We start from the raw sequence: 16650 nt of genomic DNA on the forward strand, positions 1-16650 counted from the left end.
TCGAGTGAACGAGAGGATGCGTTATCCCCGTGGAAACACCCCGACCATTCCCCTGACACGTCGTGCTGGTGAACTGGTCGTCGATTCCCCCACTATTCGCCGGAGGTCTGATCGATGCTCGATGGGCAGCTCAGCGGACTCGACGTGGCCTTCCTGTGCCTGGAGGGCGAACGCACCCCGATGCACATGGGCGCGGTGGTCACCTTCGACGGGCCGGTGGACACCGACCGGCTGGCCCTGCTGCTCGCCGCCAGGGCGGCCCGGATTCCCAAGCTGCGCAAGCACATTCGCCCGACGCTGCTGCCGCCGGGCGGCGCGGTCTGGGCCGAGGACCCCGGCTTCGACCCGGCCGCGCACATTCACGTGCACCACGTTTCTTCGCTGTACGAACCAGAACCGCTCGCCGCGTTCGCTTCACTGTGGATCGCCGAGCCGCTCGACATGGACCGCCCGCTGTGGGACCTGTCGCTGGTGACCGGACTGCCCGACGGCCGGTTCGCCGTCCTGCTCAAGCTGCACCACGCGCTCGCCGACGGCGCGGGTGCCTTCGCCATCGGGTCGGGTCTGCTCGACGAACTGCCCGGCGCCCGCGCGCTCCGGGCGACCACCGCGAAACCCGTCGAGGCCAAGCCCGTGCGCGGCCCGCTGGGCCTGCTGAAGGACGGTTTCTCCGCGGCGTTCGCGCAAGCCGCGGAGGGCGCGTCGATCGCCTCGTCGGTGCTGCGCGCCGCGCGGCCGTACCCGACCTCGCCGATCTCCGCGCCGAACGCGGACGAACGCAGCCTCGGTTTCGTCCGGCTGGAACTGGCCGATCTGCGGCGGGTGCGCAAGGCACACGGTGGGACCACGAACGACGTGGTGCTGGCGATCGTGGCCGGGGCGCTGCGCAGCTGGCTGGTCAACCGGGGGCAGCGCGCGGACGACCGCACGCTGCGCGCGCTGATCCCGGTGAGCGTGCGCGCGCGGCAGCAGGGCAACACCGACGGGAACCAGCTGTCCGGGTACCTGTGCGATCTGCCGGTCGGGCTGGACGACCCGGTGGGCAGGCTGCGCGCGGTGTGCCGGTCGATGGACCACGCGAAGGCCAAGGGCACCGCGACCGGGCCGGGGGCGTTCCCGATCCTGGCGAACCGGCTGCCCGCGCCGGTGCACCGCCTGGCCACCAGGGCGGCCGGGCGGGCGGCACCGCTGCTGTTCGACACGGTGGTGACGAACGTGCCCATGCCCGGCCTGCCCCTGACCCTGGACGGCGCGCGGTTGCGGGAGATCTACCCGCTGGTCCCGCTGCCGCCGAACCAGGCACTGGGCATCGCGGTCTCGATCTACCGCGATGCCGTGCACATCGGCCTGCAGGCGAACGGGGAGGCCGTCGCCGACCTGGGCTCCCTGCGAGACGCCTTCGACAAGTCAGCCGCGAAGCTGGTCGCCACCTGCCCCTGAGACAGGCGCGACCTCGCCGCCCTGCCGGAGGCAGGGCCAAATTACGAGCGGAGCATCTCCGCGACCAGGAACGCCAGTTCCAGCGACTGCTGCGTGTTGAGCCGCGGGTCGCAGGCGGTTTCGTAGCGGCCGGCCAGGTCGATGTCGGAGATGTCCTGGGCGCCGCCGAGGCACTCGGTGACGTCTTCCCCGGTGAGTTCGATGTGGATGCCGCCGGGGTAGCTGCCCAGCATGCGGTGCACCTCGAAGAAGCCCTGCACCTCGTCCACGATCCGGTCGAAGTGCCGCGTCTTGTACCCGGTCGACGACTCGTGCGTGTTGCCGTGCATCGGGTCGCACTGCCAGATGACCTTGTGCCCGGACGCCTCGACCTTCTCCACGATCGCGGGCAGCACCTCGCGCACCTTGCCGTTGCCCATGCGCGCGATCAGCGTGAGCCTGCCCGGCTCGTTGCGCGGGTCGAGCCGCCGCACGTACTCCACCGCCTGCTCGGGCGTGGTGGTCGGGCCGATCTTCAACCCGATCGGGTTGTGCAGCAGCTCGGCGAAGGCGATGTGCGCACCGTCCAGCTGCCGCGTCCGCTCGCCGATCCAGAGGAAGTGCGAGGACAGGTTGTACAGCTTCGGGTTGTCCGCGTCGGCGTTGTCCAGCCGCAGCAGCGAGCGCTCGTAGTCCAGCAGCAGCGCCTCGTGGCTGGCGAAGATCTCGGTGGTGTGCAGCGAGGTGTCGGTCACGCCGCAGGCCGACATGAACCGCAGGCCGCGGTCGATCTCGCTGGCCAGCGCCTCGTAGCGCTCCCCGGCGGGCGAGGTGCGCACGAAGTCGCGGTTCCAGTCGTGCAGCTGCGCCAGGTCGGCCATGCCCGCCGCGGTCAGCGCGCGCACCAGGTTCATCGCGGCACCGGCGTTGGCGTAGGCGCGGATCATCCGGCCCGGGTCCGGCACGCGCAGCTCCGGCTTGGCCACCAGCGAGTTCACGATGTCCCCGCGGTAGACCGGCAGGCCCAGCGAGTCCGTCGAGGCCGAGCGCGGCTTGGCGTACTGGCCGGCGATCCGGCCCACCTTGACCACCGGGAGGCTGGCGCCGTAGGTCAGCACCACCGCCATCTGCAGCAGGGTGCGCAGGTTGGCCCGGATGTGCGGCTCGGTGTTGGACTCGAAGGTCTCCGCGCAGTCGCCGCCCTGGAGCAGGAACGCCTCGCCGTTGGCCACCATGGCGAGCCGCTGGTGCAGCCGGTCGATCTCGGCGGGCACGGTGATCGGCGGCACCGCTTCGAGCACGCCGCGGACCCGGCGGGTCAGGCCCTGGTCGGGCCACTCGGGTTGCTGCGCCGCCGGGCGGGCCAGTGCCTCGTCGAGCCTGGCCCGCAGCTCGGGCGGCAGCGGCGGGAGTTCAGGGAGCGTGTCTACGGGAACGTCCACTGTCCAGTTCACGGGTCAAGAATATGCGGTGACCCCCATCTCCCGGACGGCGGGACGCCAGTCCCATGCACTGAACACCCACTGTCGGTTCATCCTTCACCCACCGGTCATGCGGCCTGCGCCTCGTTGTAGAGCGCCTGCGCCTCGGCGCCGAAGTACGGGCCGAACATGTAGCCGGGCAGGAAGACGTAGCCGAAGCTGTTCACCGAGGCCTGCACCCCGCGGCCGGTCGACTCGTCGAACTGCAGGAACCACGGTCCGCCACTGGAACCACCGGTCATCCCGCAGGCCATGCCGTGGTCCTGGGTGAGCAGGAAGTCGGTGAACGTGCTGCCGCTGCAGTGGATCAGCGTGGTGCCGTCGTAGGGATCGGCGGCCGGGTAACCGAAGGTGTACATGTTCTGGTTGCGCGGCTGGTTGAACGCGATGCCCTGCGAGCCGACCACGTCGGTCAGCGACTGCCCGCCGACCTGGTCCACCACCGCCGCACCGACGTCGTAGTTCATGTCCTCGCTGGCTTCCCACTGCGGCGTGGTCAGCGTGCTGGTGGCCGGCCATTCGCCGTAGGGCGCGTTGCCGTTGTCGTAGGCGGGCACGAAGACCCAGTTGGTGTGGAAGGCGCCCTGGTACTTCACGCAGTGCCCGGCGGTGATCACCGTGCTCTTGTTGGCGCTGGTCACCGCGTCCCCGCTGCACGAGGCGTTCTGGCCGCCCATGGTGAAGAAGACCCGGCCCGCGGTCTTGACCACGTCACCACCACCGGTCCACGGCGCGCCGGTGGTCGGGAAGGCGGCCGGGATGATCTCCGGCAACCCGGCGAGCACCTCACCGGCGGCCGCCCGCGGCGCGGTGATCAGCCGCTCGATCGGCACGGCCGCGCGCATCTTCTCCGGGGTCCAGTAGTCGGCCGCGGTCTGCGCCTGGCCGGTGGCGGGTGCGGTCAGCAGCGCGCCGAGCGCCAGTCCGATCGCCGTCAGTACCGATGCTCGCCTCATCGCGCCACCTCTTCGTCGCCCCGATTGGTCATTTGCCGACCGAACGAATTGACGGTAATCAGGTGACTACGCAGCGGCAATACGCCATTCGCCCGGCTCGCGACGAAAGTAGTGGGCCGAATGCCGGAATCGGCGGACCGTTCGGCCCAGCGATTCCGGCATTCGGAAATTCAGCAGCCGCCGCAGTTGTAGAAGGTGACGTCCCAGTGGTTGGACTCGAGGTAGTAGATGTTGCCGGAGCCCGCCTTCCACTTGTTGCCGCCGATGGAGCTGAAGTTGCCCTTGATGTAGTTGGTCAGGCAGCTGCTCAGCGAGAAGTCGAGCTTGTAGCCGTTCCAGTGGCTGTAGGTGCCGCTGGCGTGCCCTGTCTCGGTGCCGCCGGTGACGTTCAGGCCGCAGCCCGAGGCCGACTTCAGCGTCTGCGCCCCCTGGATGGTGGCCAGGTTGACCTGGTCGAACGAGGTGCAGGTGGGCTGGTTGCGGTCACTGCAGCCACCGCTGGAGGACCAGGTGATGTTGGACGAGCGCAGCCGCGAGGTGGCCTGCGAATGGGTCAGCTTGGTGACCATCGCGCCCACTTCGGCGACCGCGCCGGCGTCGGGGGAATCGAAGACCGGATCGGTGCCGCCGGCCGACGCCGACGCCATTCCGGCGCCGGTCAGCAAGCCAAGGGACGCGATCGCTCCCGCCACGAGCGAGCGCACCACGAATTCGCGCATTCTTCCTCCAGTGAACGGTTTCGAGACAGCCGATCGGAGTGATCGATTACTGCCGCAGGGTCGAACCGCACGGGAGCGTAATAATCACTGACAAGAAAACACAAGGTAAAGGTGGAAATTTTCCCGAACCGACTAGAACTTCGCGGCGAGCAGTTCGGTGAAGGCGGCGGAAACCGGATCCGGCGCACCCCGGGTGTAGACCACCAGTTCCCGGCACACCGGTGGATCGAGCCGGAGCACCCGGCCGGCGAACCCCGCGGGCAGCACGTTCGACGGCACCAGCGCGGGCCCGAGCCCGGCGGCGGCGAGCAACGGCGCGGCCGCGGTCTGGGCGGCGCTGATCGCCGTGCGCGGGGAGAAACCCGCCGCCGCGCACGCCTGGTCGAGCACCTCGGCGAGCCCGTTCTCCGGTGCGTAGCGCACCCAGCCGCGGTCGGCGAAGTCCGCGAGCCGCGAAGACTCCGCCGGGTCGTCTCCGGCGAGCACGAGCACGAACTCCTCCTCCCCCAGCGCGCGCACCGGCCCGTCCCAGTCCGCCGGACGCGGCCCGACGGCGAGATCGGCTTCCCCGGCCAGCATCGCCTCGCGGAGTTCGCCGGTGTGCCGGTGCTCGAACAGCGTGATCGCCACACCGGGGTACCGCCGGCTCCACTCGCGCAACACCGGCGGCAGCACGCCGAGGCTCAGCGAGTACACCGTGGCCACCCGCAGATCCGCCGCCTCCAGCCCGGCGGCCTGCCGGGCCGCGCACACGGCCCGTTCGGCGTCGGCGAGCGCGGCCCTGGCGTGCGGCAGCATCGCGCGCCCCATCGCGCTCAGCCGGATCGCCCGCGGCAGCCGTTCCAGCAACGCGCCGCCCGCGTCCCGCTCCAGTGCCCGGATCTGGTGGGACAGGGCGGGCTGGGTGACGTGCAGCCGCTCGGCGGCCCTGGTGAACGACCCCTCGTCCACCACGGCGACCAGGTACTCGAACCGGCGCAGCGTGCTCATGAGCGGAGTTTATCGGTCCCATGTGAAACAAGACTTGGACTAATGTTTCACCGGAGCCGAACATGGAGTGCATGAGCAACAAGGTCGCCCTGGTCGTGGGCGCACACGGAGTCATCGGCAGCAATCTGGTGGAGCACCTCGCCGCGCTCGGCGACTGGACGGTCATCGGCCTGTCCCGGCGTGGCGGCGAGCCCGCGCCGAACGTCCGGCACGTGGCGGTGGACCTGCTCGACGCCGACGACTGCCGCGCGAAGCTGGGCGGGCTGACCGACGTGACGCACGTTTTCTACGCGGCCTACCAGGATCGCCCCACCTGGGCCGAGCTGGTGCCGCCGAACCTGGCGATGCTGGCGAACGTGGTCGACGCGATCGAGCCGGTCGCCACCGGGCTGCGCCACATCAGCCTGATGCAGGGCTACAAGGTCTACGGCGCGCACCTCGGCCCGTTCCAGACCCCGGCCCGCGAGGACGACGCCGGGCACATGCCGCCGGAGTTCAATGTGGACCAGCAGGAGTTCCTGGAACGCCGCCAGGAGGGGAAGTCCTGGACCTGGTCGGCGATCCGGCCCGCGGTGGTCGGCGGGACCGCGCTGGGCAACCCGATGAACCTGGCCGTGTCGATCGCGGTCTACGCCACCATCTCGAAGGAACTCGGCCTCCCGCTGCGGTTCCCGGGAAAGCCCGGCGCGTACGACAAACTGCTGGAGATGACCGACGCCGGGCTGCTCGCGCGCGCCACCGTCTGGGCGGCGACCGACGAGCGGTGCGCGAACCAGGCCTTCAACATCACCAACGGCGACCTGTTCCGGTGGAGCGGTCTCTGGCCGAAGATCGCGCGGTACTTCGACATGGAGACCGCTCCCCCGCTGCCCCTGTCACTGGACGTGGTGATGGCGGACAAGGAACCGCTGTGGGACCGGATCGTGGCCGAGCACAACCTGGAACCCACGCCGTACCAGCGGGTTTCGGCGTGGCCGTTCATGGATTTCGTGCTGTCGTGGGATTACGACATGTTCGCCGACGGGACGAAGGCCCGCCGCTTCGGCTTCCACGAATTCGTCGACACCGAGGAGATGATGTGGCGCCTGTTCGACGACCTGCGCAAGCGCCACATCATCCCCTGACCGGGATCAGACGCCGAACGCCGCCGGGTACCGGATCACGCCCGCCGGGGTCGGCCGTGAAGCGTCGAGCGACAGGGCCATCAACGCCTCGTCCGGCACGTCGAACGAGGCACGGACCCCGAATCCGGACGCCGGGGTGAACCCGAAGCGCGGGTAGTACTCGGGGTGCCCGAGCACCACGACGAGGTTTTCGTCGAGGTGGCGGGCGGCGTCGAGGCAGGCGCGGATGGCCGCGGCCCCGGCGCCCTTGCCCTGGTATTCGGGCCGCACCGCGCACGGGGCCAGCGCGAGCGCCGGTTCCCCGCCCACCTCGCAGCGGGTGATCAGGGCGAACCCGGCGATTTCCCCGCCGGGAGCCACGGCCACCATGGAAAGCCCGTCGATCCAGGCCTGCGAGTCGGCACGCAGCGCGTCGACCAGGTCGGCCTCTTCGGCGGTCGGGAAGGCGGCGGCGTTGACCGCGTGGATGGCGGCGCGATCGGCCGGGGTCTCCGGCCTGGTTGTCCACATAGGAGTCTTGTCCGTTCGGTTCGGGCGCAGGACGTATCCCGCGTAGTCGTAGTCGGCGCCGTGCTCACGGCGCAGTTCGGTCTCGGCACGCACTTCCGCGGCCGCGGCCGTGTCCACTCCGGACACACGCGCCAGCAGCGGGTCGTAGTACTCGGACCACCAGTCGGCTTCCGGGAGCCGGTGGTGGGCCAGCACGGTGTACCCGGCCGCCGCCGCGATCTCCCGGTTGTCGTCCGGGTACCGCAGCGGGTAGCGCTCGGCCCAGAAGTCGACGGTGGCCGGCGACGGGTCCGTGCCGGTGAACTCGATCTCGGTCACCACGAGCACCCCGCCCGGGGCGAGCAGCCTGCGCCACGAGTCGAGCGCGGTGGCGAAACCGAGGTTGTAGGCCGCGCCCTCGCACCAGACCAGGTCGAACGACCGGTCCGGGAACGGGAGCGCGTCCATCGAGCACCGCATGGCCGTGACCTGGGCACGCAGCCCGGCCCGATCCGCCGAGTCGAGGAACTGGTCGAGGTAGGGCTGGTGCAGATCGACCCCGGTGACGTGGCCGCCGGTGGCGGCGGCCAGCACCAGTGCCGACCGGCCGGGGCCGCAGCCCAGGTCCAGGATCCGCGGCCGCGGTGGCACCGGCCCGGCGAGCGCCAGCAACCGGGCGGTCGTCTCGTCGGAGCCGGGTCCCTGGCGGGGCAGGCCGTGGTGGAGCGCGAACAATTCAGACAGCGAAAAAGACATTTCCAGCTTTCGAAGGTGTGGGGACCCCGCGCCTTCGAGCCGAGCGAAATCGGCTAGGCGGGAATCCGGACGGTGAGCATGGCCCGGGTGCCACTGCGGAACGCAGCGGCCTGCGCGGCGGTCATCAACTCACGTCCTTCGAAAAGCCAAGGGGCCGGACACCACGTCCGGCCCCTTGATCATACCAGCTCAGACCACGGCGAGCGGCAACGCCGTCGGGTGCACCGGGGCCGGGAGGTCCGACGCGCCGGTCAGGTACGCGTCGACCGCGTTGGCCACCGAGCGGCCCTCGGCGATCGCCCACACCACCAGTGACGCCCCCCGGTGCGCGTCACCGCAGACGAAGACGCCGGGTGCCGAGGTCTGCCAGTCGGCGCCGCACGACAACGTGCCGCGCTTGGTCAGCGAGAGGCCGAGCCCGTCGAGCAGCGCCATGTGCTCGACGCCCTCGAAACCGATCGCCAGCAGCACCAGGTCCGCGGGCAGCTCCTGCACCTCGTCGCTGGTCGGCACCACCTCGCGCCGCCCGGTCGCCGGGTCCTTGGTGACCTTCACCTGCTGCAGCTCGATCGCGCGCACGTTGCCGTGCTCGTCACCGACGAACCGCTTCACCGCCACCGCGAACTTCCGCTCGCCCGACTCCTCGTGCGCCGGGTAGGTTCGCAGGATGTACGGCCAGGTCGGCCACGGCGACCGGTCATCGTCCCTTGTGGACGGCGGCTCCGGGTACTGGTCCAGCTGGGTCACCGAAAGCGCGCCCTGGCGGGTCGCGGTGCCGTAGCTGTCGGCCCCGGTGTCCCCACCGCCGATGATCACCACGTGCTTGCCCGCCGCGTCGATCTCCGGCGGGCCGTCGCCCTCGACGTACCGGTTGGCCGGCACCAGGTGCTCCATCGCCAGGTGCACGCCGTTCAGTTCCCGGCCGGGCGTCTCGCGGTCGTCACGACCGCGCAGCGCGCCGACGGCGAGCACCACCGCGTCGTACCGCTCGTTCAGGTCGTCCACCGTCAGGTCGACGCCGACCTCGCAGCCGGTGACGAACTTGGTGCCCTCCTTGCGGAGTTGCGCCAGCCGCCGGTCGAGGACCTTCTTCTCCATCTTGAACTCGGGGATGCCGTACCGCAGCAGCCCGCCGAGCCGGTCGTCCCGCTCGAACACGGTGACCTCGTGCCCGGCCCTGGTCAGCTGCTGCGCGGCGGCCAGCCCGGCCGGGCCGGAGCCGACCACGGCCACCCGCTGCCCCGAGGACACCGCCGAGACCTGCGGCTGCACGTACCCGGCTTCCCAGGACTGGTCGGCGATGGTCTGCTCGACCCGCTTGATCGCCACCGGGCCGCCGGACAGCGGCGAGATCGAGAGCACGCAACCGGCTTCGCACGGCGCCGGGCACAGCTTCCCGGTGAACTCGGGGAAGTTGTTGGTCGAGTGCAGCCGATCGCTGGCCGCTTCCCAGTCACCGCGGCGGACCAGGTCGTTCCACTCCGGGATCAGGTTGCCCAGCGGGCAGCCCGCGGTCCCGGAGTGGCAGAACGGGATGCCGCAGTCCATGCAGCGCGTGGCCTGCGTGCGGACCTGCTCGTTGCGCTCGGCCGGCGTGATCGCCTCGTAGACCTCGCGCCAGTCGCCGAGGCGCTCGTCGACCGGGCGCTTCTTGGCCTCGGCGCGCTGGTGCTTGAGAAAACCGTTCGGGTCAGCCACGAGCCGCCTCCATAATCGCCTCGTCGACGTCGCGACCGGCGGCCTTGGCCGCCTTCGCCGCGTCCAGCACCCGCTTGTAGTCCCGCGGCATCACCTTGGTGAACGCGGCCGAGCGGCGGGTCCAGTCGCCCAGCAGGGACGCGGCCACCACCGACCGGGTCAGGTCGTGGTGCCGCCGCACGGTTTCCTTGAGCCAGGCCAGGTCTTCCCCGGCCGGGGTGCTCAGCTCCACCATCGCCTCGTTGACCTGTCCGCGGTCGAGGTCGAGCACGTAGGCCACGCCACCGGACATGCCGGCGGCCAGGTTCCGCCCGGTCGGGCCGAGCACCACCGCGCGGCCGCCGGTCATGTACTCGAAGGCGTGGTCGCCCACGCCCTCGGACACCACCAGCGCACCGGAGTTGCGCACGCAGAACCGCTCGCCGACCTGGCCGCGCAGGAAGATCTCCCCGCTCGTGGCGCCGTAGCCGATGGTGTTGCCCGCGATCACCTGGCGCTCGGCGGCGAAGGTCGCCGCCGGATCGGGGCGCACCACGATCCGCCCGCCGGACAGGCCCTTGCCCACGTAGTCGTTGGCGTCACCGACCATCTCCAGCGTGACGCCCGAGGGCAGGAAGGCACCCAGCGACTGCCCGGCCGAACCGGTCAGCCGCACGTGGATGGTGTCGTCCGGCAGGCCCTGGCCGCCGTAGCGCCGGGTGATCTCCGAACCGAGCAGCGTGCCGACGGTCCGGTTCACGTTGCGCACCGGCAGTTCCAGTCGCACCGGGTGCGCATCCTCCAGCGCCGCCTCGGCCAGCTGGATCAGCGTGCGGTCGAGGGCGAACTCCAGCCCGTGGTCCTGCTCGCGCACCTTGCGCTTCGCACCGCCGTACGGGGTGTGCGAGGGCATCTCGAACACCGGCCCGAGGTCGAGCCCCTGTGCCTTCCAGTGCTCCAGCGCCTCGTCGGTGTCCAGCACGTCGGTCCGCCCGATCGCCTCGTCCAGCGTCCGGAAACCCAGCTCCGCCAAGGTTTCCCGGACTTCCTGGGCGACGAACCGGAAGTAGTTCACCACGTGCTCGGCCTGCCCGGTGTAGCGCTTGCGCAGGTCCGGGTTCTGCGTGGCCACCCCGACCGGGCAGGTGTCCAGGTGGCACACCCGCATCATCACGCACCCGGCCACGATCAGCGGCGCGGTGGCGAAGCCGTACTCCTCGGCGCCGAGCAGCGCGGCCACCACCACGTCCCGCCCGGTCTTCAGCGCGCCGTCCACCTGCACCGTGATCCGGTCGCGCAACCCGTTGAGCAGCAACGTCTGCTGGGTCTCGGCGAGGCCGATCTCCCACGGCGTGCCCGCGTGCTTGAGCGAGTTCATCGGCGAGGCACCGGTGCCGCCGTCGTGCCCGGAGATGAGCACCACGTCGGCGTGCGCCTTGGAGACCCCGGCCGCGACCGTGCCCACGCCGAGCGAACTGACCAGCTTCACGTGGATGCGGGCCTGTTCGTTGGCGTTCTTCAGGTCGTGGATCAGCTGGGCGAGGTCCTCGATGGAGTAGATGTCGTGGTGCGGCGGCGGCGAGATCAGCCCGACGCCCGGCGTGGAGTGCCGGGTGCGTGCGATCCACGGGTACACCTTGTTCGGCGGCAGCTGGCCGCCTTCGCCGGGCTTCGCGCCCTGCGCCATCTTGATCTGGATGTCGTCCGCGTTGACCAGGTACTCGCTGGTCACCCCGAACCGTCCGCTCGCGACCTGCTTGATCGCGCTGCGGCGCTCGGGGTCGTACAGCCGTTCCGGGTCCTCGCCGCCCTCACCGGTGTTCGACCGGCCGCCGATCCGGTTCATCGCGATGGCCAGCGTCTGGTGCGCCTCCATCGAGATCGAGCCGTAGGACATCGCCCCGGTGTTGAAGCGGCGGCAGATCGACTCGATCGACTCGACCTCGTCGATCGGCACCGGCTTGCGGTCACCGGTCTGGAAGGCGAACATGCCGCGCAGCGCACCGCCCTCGCGGTTGAGGCGCTCGACCTCGGCGGCGTAGTTGCGGTAGACCTCCTCGCGCCCGGTCTTGCTGGCGTGCTGCAGCAGGAACACCGTCTCCGGGGTGAACAGGTGCAGTTCGCCCTCGCGCCGGTAGGCGTACTCGCCGCCGGTGTCCAGCCGCCGGTGCACCCGGTCGGTCGGGTTGTCCGGGTAGGCACGGCGGTGGCGCATGGCCACCTCCTCGGCGAGCACGTCCAGGCCGACCCCGCCCAGCTTCGAGGTGGTGCCGGTGAAGTACTCGTCGAGCAGGTCCTGGGCCAGGCCGAAGGATTCGAAGACCTGGGCCGCGGTGTAGGCGCCCACGGTGGAGATGCCCATCTTGGACATGATCTTCAGCACGCCCTTGACCAGCGCCTGCACGTAGTTGCGGATGGCCACGGCCGGCTCGATGCCGGTGATCGCGCCCTGGCCGATCAGGTCCTCGATGGTCTCGAAGGCCAGGTACGGGTTGACCGCGGCGGCGCCGTAGCCGAGCAGCAGCGCGACGTGGTGCACCTCGCGCGCGTCCCCGCTCTCCACCACCAGCGCCACGCGCAGGCGTTCCTTGGTGCGCACCAGGTGGTGGTGCACCGCGGAGACCAGCAGCAGCGACGGGATCGGCGCCATCCGGTGGTCGGAGTCGCGGTCGGAGAGCACCAGCGTGCGCGCCCCGGCGGCGATCGCCTCGGACGCCTCGCGGCGCACCCGCTCGATCGCCTCGGCCAGCGCCGCCGCCCCACCGTCCACTTCGTACAGTCCGGAGAGGACGGTGCAGGCGAAGCCGGGCAGGTCCCCGTCGTCGTTGATGTGGATGAGCTTGGCCAGCTCGTCGTTGTCGATGACCGGGTAGGGCAGCTGCACGTGGCGGCAGGAGGCCGGGCCGGGTTCGAGCAGGTTCTGCTCCGGGCCCATGATCCGCGCCATCGAGGTGACCAGTTCCTCGCGGATGGCGTCCAGCGGCGGGTTGGTCACCTGCGCGAAGTTCTGCTTGAAGTAGTCGTAGAGCAGGCGCGAGCGCTGGGACAGCACGGCGGGCGGGGTGTCGGTGCCCATCGAGCCGATCGGCTCGGCCCCGGTGGTGCCCATCGGGGTGAGCAGGATCTTCAGCTCCTCTTCGGTGTAGCCGAAGGAAAGCTGGCGCCGCAACACCGAATCGTGGCTCTGCACGATGTGGTCGCGGTCGGGCAGGTCGGCGATCTGCAGCAGGCCGGCGTGCAGCCAGTCGCCGTAGGGCAGTTGCTCGGCCAGCGCGGTCTTGACCTCGCGGTCGTCCACGATCCGGCCCGCCTCGGTGTCCACCAGGAACATCCGGCCCGGCTTGAGCCTGCCCTTGGCGACCACGTCCTCCGGCGCCACGTCGAGCACGCCGGCCTCGCTGGCCAGCACCACGCGGTCGTCGGCGGTGCGCCACCAGCGCGCCGGGCGCAGGCCGTTGCGGTCGAGCACCGCGCCGACCAGCGTGCCGTCGGTGAAGGTGACGCAGGCCGGGCCGTCCCACGGCTCCATCAGGCTGGCGTGGAACTGGTAGAACGCGCGCCGCCGCGCGTCCATCGTGGCGTGGTTCTCCCACGCCTCCGGGATCATCATCAGCACCGCGTGCGGCAGGCTGCGGCCGCCGAGGTGCAGCAGCTCCAGCACCTCGTCGAAGGAGGCGGAGTCGGAGGCGTCGGCCGAGCAGACCGGGTACAGCCTGCTCAGGTCGCCGGGCAGCAGGTCCGACTCGAGCAGCGCCTCCCTGGCGCGCATGCGGTTGCGGTTGCCGCGGATGGTGTTGATCTCGCCGTTGTGCGCGACGAACCGGAACGGGTGCGCCAGCGGCCACGACGGGAAGGTGTTGGTGGAGAACCGGCTGTGCACCACGGCGATCGCGCTGGCCAGCCGCTCGTCGGTGAGGTCGCTGAAGAACGCGGGCAGCTGCTCGGTGGTGAGCATTCCCTTGTAGACCAGCGTGCGCGCGGACAGCGACGGGAAGTAGGTGCCGCAGCCGGCCACCTCGGTCTCGTGCTCGGCGCGCTTGCGCAGGCAGAAGGCCAGCCGGTCGAGTTCGAGCCCGCTGGGGGTGTGCCCGTCGGCGGCCGGCTTGCCCGCCACCAGCAGCATGGCGAAGTGCGGCATCACCGAGCGCGCGGTCGGGCCGACCTCGGCGGTCTCCGGGGTGACCGGCACGTCGCGCCAGCCGAGCACCACCAGGCTCTCCTCGTCGGCGATGCGCTCGATCAGCTCGACCGCCTTGTCCCGGCGGCCCTCCTCGACCGGCAGGAAGGCGATGCCCGCGGCGTAGGAATGCCCGTGCTCACCCGGTTCCGGCAGCTCGAAGTCCACTTCGGCCCGGAGCAGCTCGTCCGGCAGCTGGAGCAGGATGCCCGCGCCGTCCCCGCTGGTCGGTTCGGCGCCCGCGGCGCCGCGGTGCTCCAGGTTGGCCAGCGCGGTCAGGCCGTCGGTGACGATGCCGTGCGAGCGGCGGCCGCGGATGTCGGCCACCATGGCGACTCCGCAGGAATCCTGCTCGGTGGTGGGGTCGTACAGACCACTGGGACCGGGATTGGCGGAGAAGATCATCAAGGGACCTCCCTCGTCGTTCGTGCTCAGTTCGGGAAAAATCCCTGGTTATCGCTGCGCACGGGACGACGATGGCCCGTTCGTTGACGCGACCTTAACACCCCGGAAACCCCGGGGCACCCGTCGAAGGCGTGTTTCCGGTCATTCGACCGTAACGATCCGGGCGGCCAGAACGACATCGTTCCTGATGGGATCCGGTTGGTTCGGCCCGCCAACTACGGCTCGGCGCAGACGCACAGTTTAGCCCGGGTGGCCGCTTTCGGCAGCGGTGACCGCACGCACGATTGGTCACCACCGCACCGACCTGCCCCGACGCCGCGTCGAACCGCGCCTACCCGCACCGACCGACGTCTCGCCGCACCGATCCAGGCCGACCGGCGTCCGGCCACGCCGACCCGGACCGACCGGCGTCCGGCCTCGCTCACTTGAACCGACCGACGCCCGGCCACGCCGACCTGGATCGACCGGTGTCGGGCGGCGCCGAACTGGACCGACCGGCGCCCGGACGCGCCCACCTGGACCGGCCGACGTGCGGCCGTGTCGATCCGAACCGACTGGCGTCCGGTCGCGTCGATCCGGGCCGGGGTCAGTCCTTGCCGTCTCGCTTCTCGGTAGCGTCGTCCGCCTTGCCCGTAGCGCTGCTGTCACCCGTCTCGGTGGCGTCGTCGTTGCCGTTGGTGGTCGGCACGACGGCGGTCTCGTCGAGCTCCTCGTCCGGCTGGTCGCCGTCCTTGCCGCGGAGCGTCTCCGGCGCCTCGCGCTCACCCCGGCTCTTCGCCGCGACGAAGTACACGATCGCGCCGGCGAACACCAGGATCGAGACCCAGACGTTGACCCGCACCCCGAAGACCAGGGTGGCCGCGTCGGTGCGCATCAGCTCGATCCACGTCCGGCCGAGCGTGTACCCGGCGACGTAGAGCGCGAACGCGCGGCCGTGGCCGAGGCGCAGCTTCCGGTCCGCCCAGATGACCAGCAGCGCGACGCCGAGGTTCCAGAGCAGCTCGTAGAGGAACGTCGGGTGCACGGTGTCGATCGGGATGTTGTTCAGCGCGACGCCGTTGAGGGTGTCCTCGATGCGGGGGTCGTCGGGGCTGACCCGCGCGTAGATCTCCAGCGCCCACGGCAGATCGGTGTGCCCGCCGTAGAGCTCCTGGTTGAAGTAGTTGCCGAGGCGGCCGACGCCCTGCGCGATGACGATGCCCGGCGCGATGGCGTCCGCGACCGCGGGCAGCGGGATGCCCTTGCGGCGGCAGCCGATCCACGCCCCGACCCCACCGAGCGCGATGGCCCCCCAGATGCCGAGGCCGCCGTTGACGATGTTCAGCGCCTGGATCGGGTCCTTGCCCTCGCCGAAGTACCGGTGCCAGTCCGTGGCCACGTGGTAGAGCCGGCCGCCGACCAGGCCGAACGGCACCGCGTACACCGCGATGTCGAGGATCGTGCCCTTGGTGCCGCCACGGGCCACCCACCGGCGTTCGCCCAGCCAGATGGCCACCACGATGCCCGCGATGATGCACAGCGCGTAAGCGCGGATCGGGATGGGCCCGATGTGCCACACCCCGCGATCGGGGCTGGGGATGCTGGCCAGGAACGACGCCGCGGCGGTATTCACCGGGCCACCGTAGCCAACTCAGCTCCCGGCGTCCCCCCGGCCCCCGATGAGGACCTCGATCCCGTCCAGGATTCGCGCCAGGCCGAACTCGAAGGCGTGCTCCGGGCTGTAGGACGCGTGGTGCGCCTCGCCGGCCGCCGCGCCCACCCGGGCGGCCACCGGGAACCGGCGGTAGTCGATCACCTGGTCGAGCAGCGGCGCGTTCTGCGTCCACCACTGTTCCTCGGTGAGCCCGGAACTGCGCTCCACCCTGGAGATCTCCGACCGGCCGCGAGCCGAGACCTGCGCCTGGCCGATGAGCAGCGTGAGCACCGAGTCCATCTCGATCTCGGTGAGCCCGATCCCTTCCAGCGCGCGGAGTTCGTCCTCGTACTTCTGGATCACGTTCGGCCCGAGCACCGAGCGGTGCGAGGCCTGCAGCAGCCACGGGTGCCGCTGGTAGAGCGACAGGTTCTCGCGGGCGATCAGTTCGAGCTTGGCGCGCCAGCCCTCGTCGCCGTCCGGGCGCGCGGTCTCGGCCTGCACCAGGTCGACCATCACGTCCACGAGCTCGGCCTTGCCGGGGACGTAGGTGTACAGCGACATGGTGCCGACGCCGAGCTTCTCGGCCACCTTGCGCATGGACAGCGAGTCGAGGCCGTCCGCGTCGGCCAGCTCGATCGCGATCCGCGCGATGCGGTCCACGTTCAGCTCGGGTTTGCCCTTCCGGCTGGCCACCTCGCGGGTGCGCCAGAGGATCGCGAGGCTGCGGGCCGGATCGGAGCCGTTGTCTGTCGCCATGGTCAGCCCATCCTAGACAAAGTCGTACCGTATGCTGTACGGTACATCTTACCGTTCATGATGGA

General features: G+C 70.6%; 11 protein-coding genes. 2 read left to right on the plus strand and 9 right to left on the minus strand.

The annotated features are described in order from the left end of the window. Positions 1–114 precede the first annotated feature (114 nt). Positions 115–1440: a wax ester/triacylglycerol synthase family O-acyltransferase gene (locus JYK18_RS42890; RefSeq protein WP_206809721.1), complete on the plus strand. Its 1326-nt coding sequence runs from the start codon at positions 115–117 to the stop codon at positions 1438–1440. 41 nt (positions 1441–1481) lie between these two features. On the opposite strand, the gene JYK18_RS42895 is transcribed toward JYK18_RS42890, so the two are convergent. The 4 genes from JYK18_RS42895 to JYK18_RS42910 all read right to left on the minus strand — a co-directional run bounded on the left by JYK18_RS42895 (position 1482) and on the right by JYK18_RS42910 (position 5565). After that, on the minus strand, positions 1482–2873 hold the full coding sequence (locus JYK18_RS42895; RefSeq protein ID WP_206809723.1) for a class II 3-deoxy-7-phosphoheptulonate synthase: 1392 nt from the start codon (positions 2871–2873) through the stop codon (positions 1482–1484). 95 nt (positions 2874–2968) lie between these two features. Then, the gene (locus JYK18_RS42900) at positions 2969–3856 is read right to left on the minus strand and encodes a serine protease (RefSeq protein WP_206809724.1); all 888 of its coding nucleotides are present in this window, start codon (positions 3854–3856) and stop codon (positions 2969–2971) included. 170 nt (positions 3857–4026) lie between these two features. After that, positions 4027–4575, minus strand: a complete 549-nt coding sequence (locus JYK18_RS42905; RefSeq protein WP_206809725.1) for a hypothetical protein — start codon at positions 4573–4575, stop codon at positions 4027–4029. Positions 4576–4707: 132 nt separating this feature from the next. Then, the gene (locus JYK18_RS42910) at positions 4708–5565 is read right to left on the minus strand and encodes a LysR family transcriptional regulator (RefSeq protein ID WP_206809726.1); all 858 of its coding nucleotides are present in this window, start codon (positions 5563–5565) and stop codon (positions 4708–4710) included. Positions 5566–5636: 71 nt separating this feature from the next. Between JYK18_RS42910 and JYK18_RS42915 the strand changes: the two genes are divergently transcribed. Next, entirely contained in the window at positions 5637–6689 is a 1053-nt protein-coding gene (locus tag JYK18_RS42915; protein ID WP_206809727.1) for an SDR family oxidoreductase, read from the plus strand. A gap of 6 nt (positions 6690–6695) precedes the next feature. Here JYK18_RS42915 and JYK18_RS48215 read toward each other — a convergent pair whose 3' ends face one another. The 5 genes from JYK18_RS48215 to JYK18_RS42940 all read right to left on the minus strand — a co-directional run bounded on the left by JYK18_RS48215 (position 6696) and on the right by JYK18_RS42940 (position 16585). Then, entirely contained in the window at positions 6696–7913 is a 1218-nt protein-coding gene (locus tag JYK18_RS48215; RefSeq protein ID WP_307796318.1) for a bifunctional class I SAM-dependent methyltransferase/N-acetyltransferase, read from the minus strand. A gap of 210 nt (positions 7914–8123) precedes the next feature. Then, complete coding sequence (locus JYK18_RS42925) at positions 8124–9632, minus strand: glutamate synthase subunit beta (protein ID WP_206809729.1); 1509 nt, start codon at positions 9630–9632, stop codon at positions 8124–8126. Beyond that, a complete protein-coding gene (gene gltB, locus JYK18_RS42930) occupies positions 9625–14193 on the minus strand; it encodes a glutamate synthase large subunit (RefSeq protein WP_206809730.1) in 4569 nt (1522 codons plus the stop codon). Before gltB ends, JYK18_RS42925 begins: the two co-directional genes overlap by 8 nt. Positions 14194–14779: 586 nt before the next feature. Beyond that, entirely contained in the window at positions 14780–15805 is a 1026-nt protein-coding gene (gene lgt, locus JYK18_RS42935) for a prolipoprotein diacylglyceryl transferase (protein ID WP_206809731.1), read from the minus strand. 18 nt (positions 15806–15823) lie between these two features. Further along, positions 15824–16585, minus strand: a complete 762-nt coding sequence (locus JYK18_RS42940; RefSeq protein ID WP_206809734.1) for a TetR/AcrR family transcriptional regulator — start codon at positions 16583–16585, stop codon at positions 15824–15826. Positions 16586–16650: the final 65 nt, after the last annotated feature.

It is taken from the genome of Amycolatopsis sp. 195334CR, assembly GCF_017309385.1.
GTDB lineage: Bacteria > Actinomycetota > Actinomycetes > Mycobacteriales > Pseudonocardiaceae > Amycolatopsis.

Excerpts from the sequence above, each read along its gene's own strand:
- JYK18_RS42890 (WP_206809721.1), top strand. The coding sequence starts at position 115 with ATGCTCGATGGGCAGCTCAGCGGACTCGACGTGGCCTTCCTGTGCCTG.
- JYK18_RS42900 (WP_206809724.1), bottom strand. The coding sequence starts at position 3,856 with ATGAGGCGAGCATCGGTACTGACGGCGATCGGACTGGCGCTCGGCGCG.
- JYK18_RS42905 (WP_206809725.1), bottom strand. The coding sequence starts at position 4,575 with ATGCGCGAATTCGTGGTGCGCTCGCTCGTGGCGGGAGCGATCGCGTCC.
- JYK18_RS42910 (WP_206809726.1), bottom strand. The coding sequence starts at position 5,565 with ATGAGCACGCTGCGCCGGTTCGAGTACCTGGTCGCCGTGGTGGACGAG.
- JYK18_RS42915 (WP_206809727.1), top strand. The coding sequence starts at position 5,637 with ATGAGCAACAAGGTCGCCCTGGTCGTGGGCGCACACGGAGTCATCGGC.
- gltB (WP_206809730.1), bottom strand. The coding sequence starts at position 14,193 with ATGATCTTCTCCGCCAATCCCGGTCCCAGTGGTCTGTACGACCCCACC.
- JYK18_RS42940 (WP_206809734.1), bottom strand. The coding sequence starts at position 16,585 with ATGGCGACAGACAACGGCTCCGATCCGGCCCGCAGCCTCGCGATCCTC.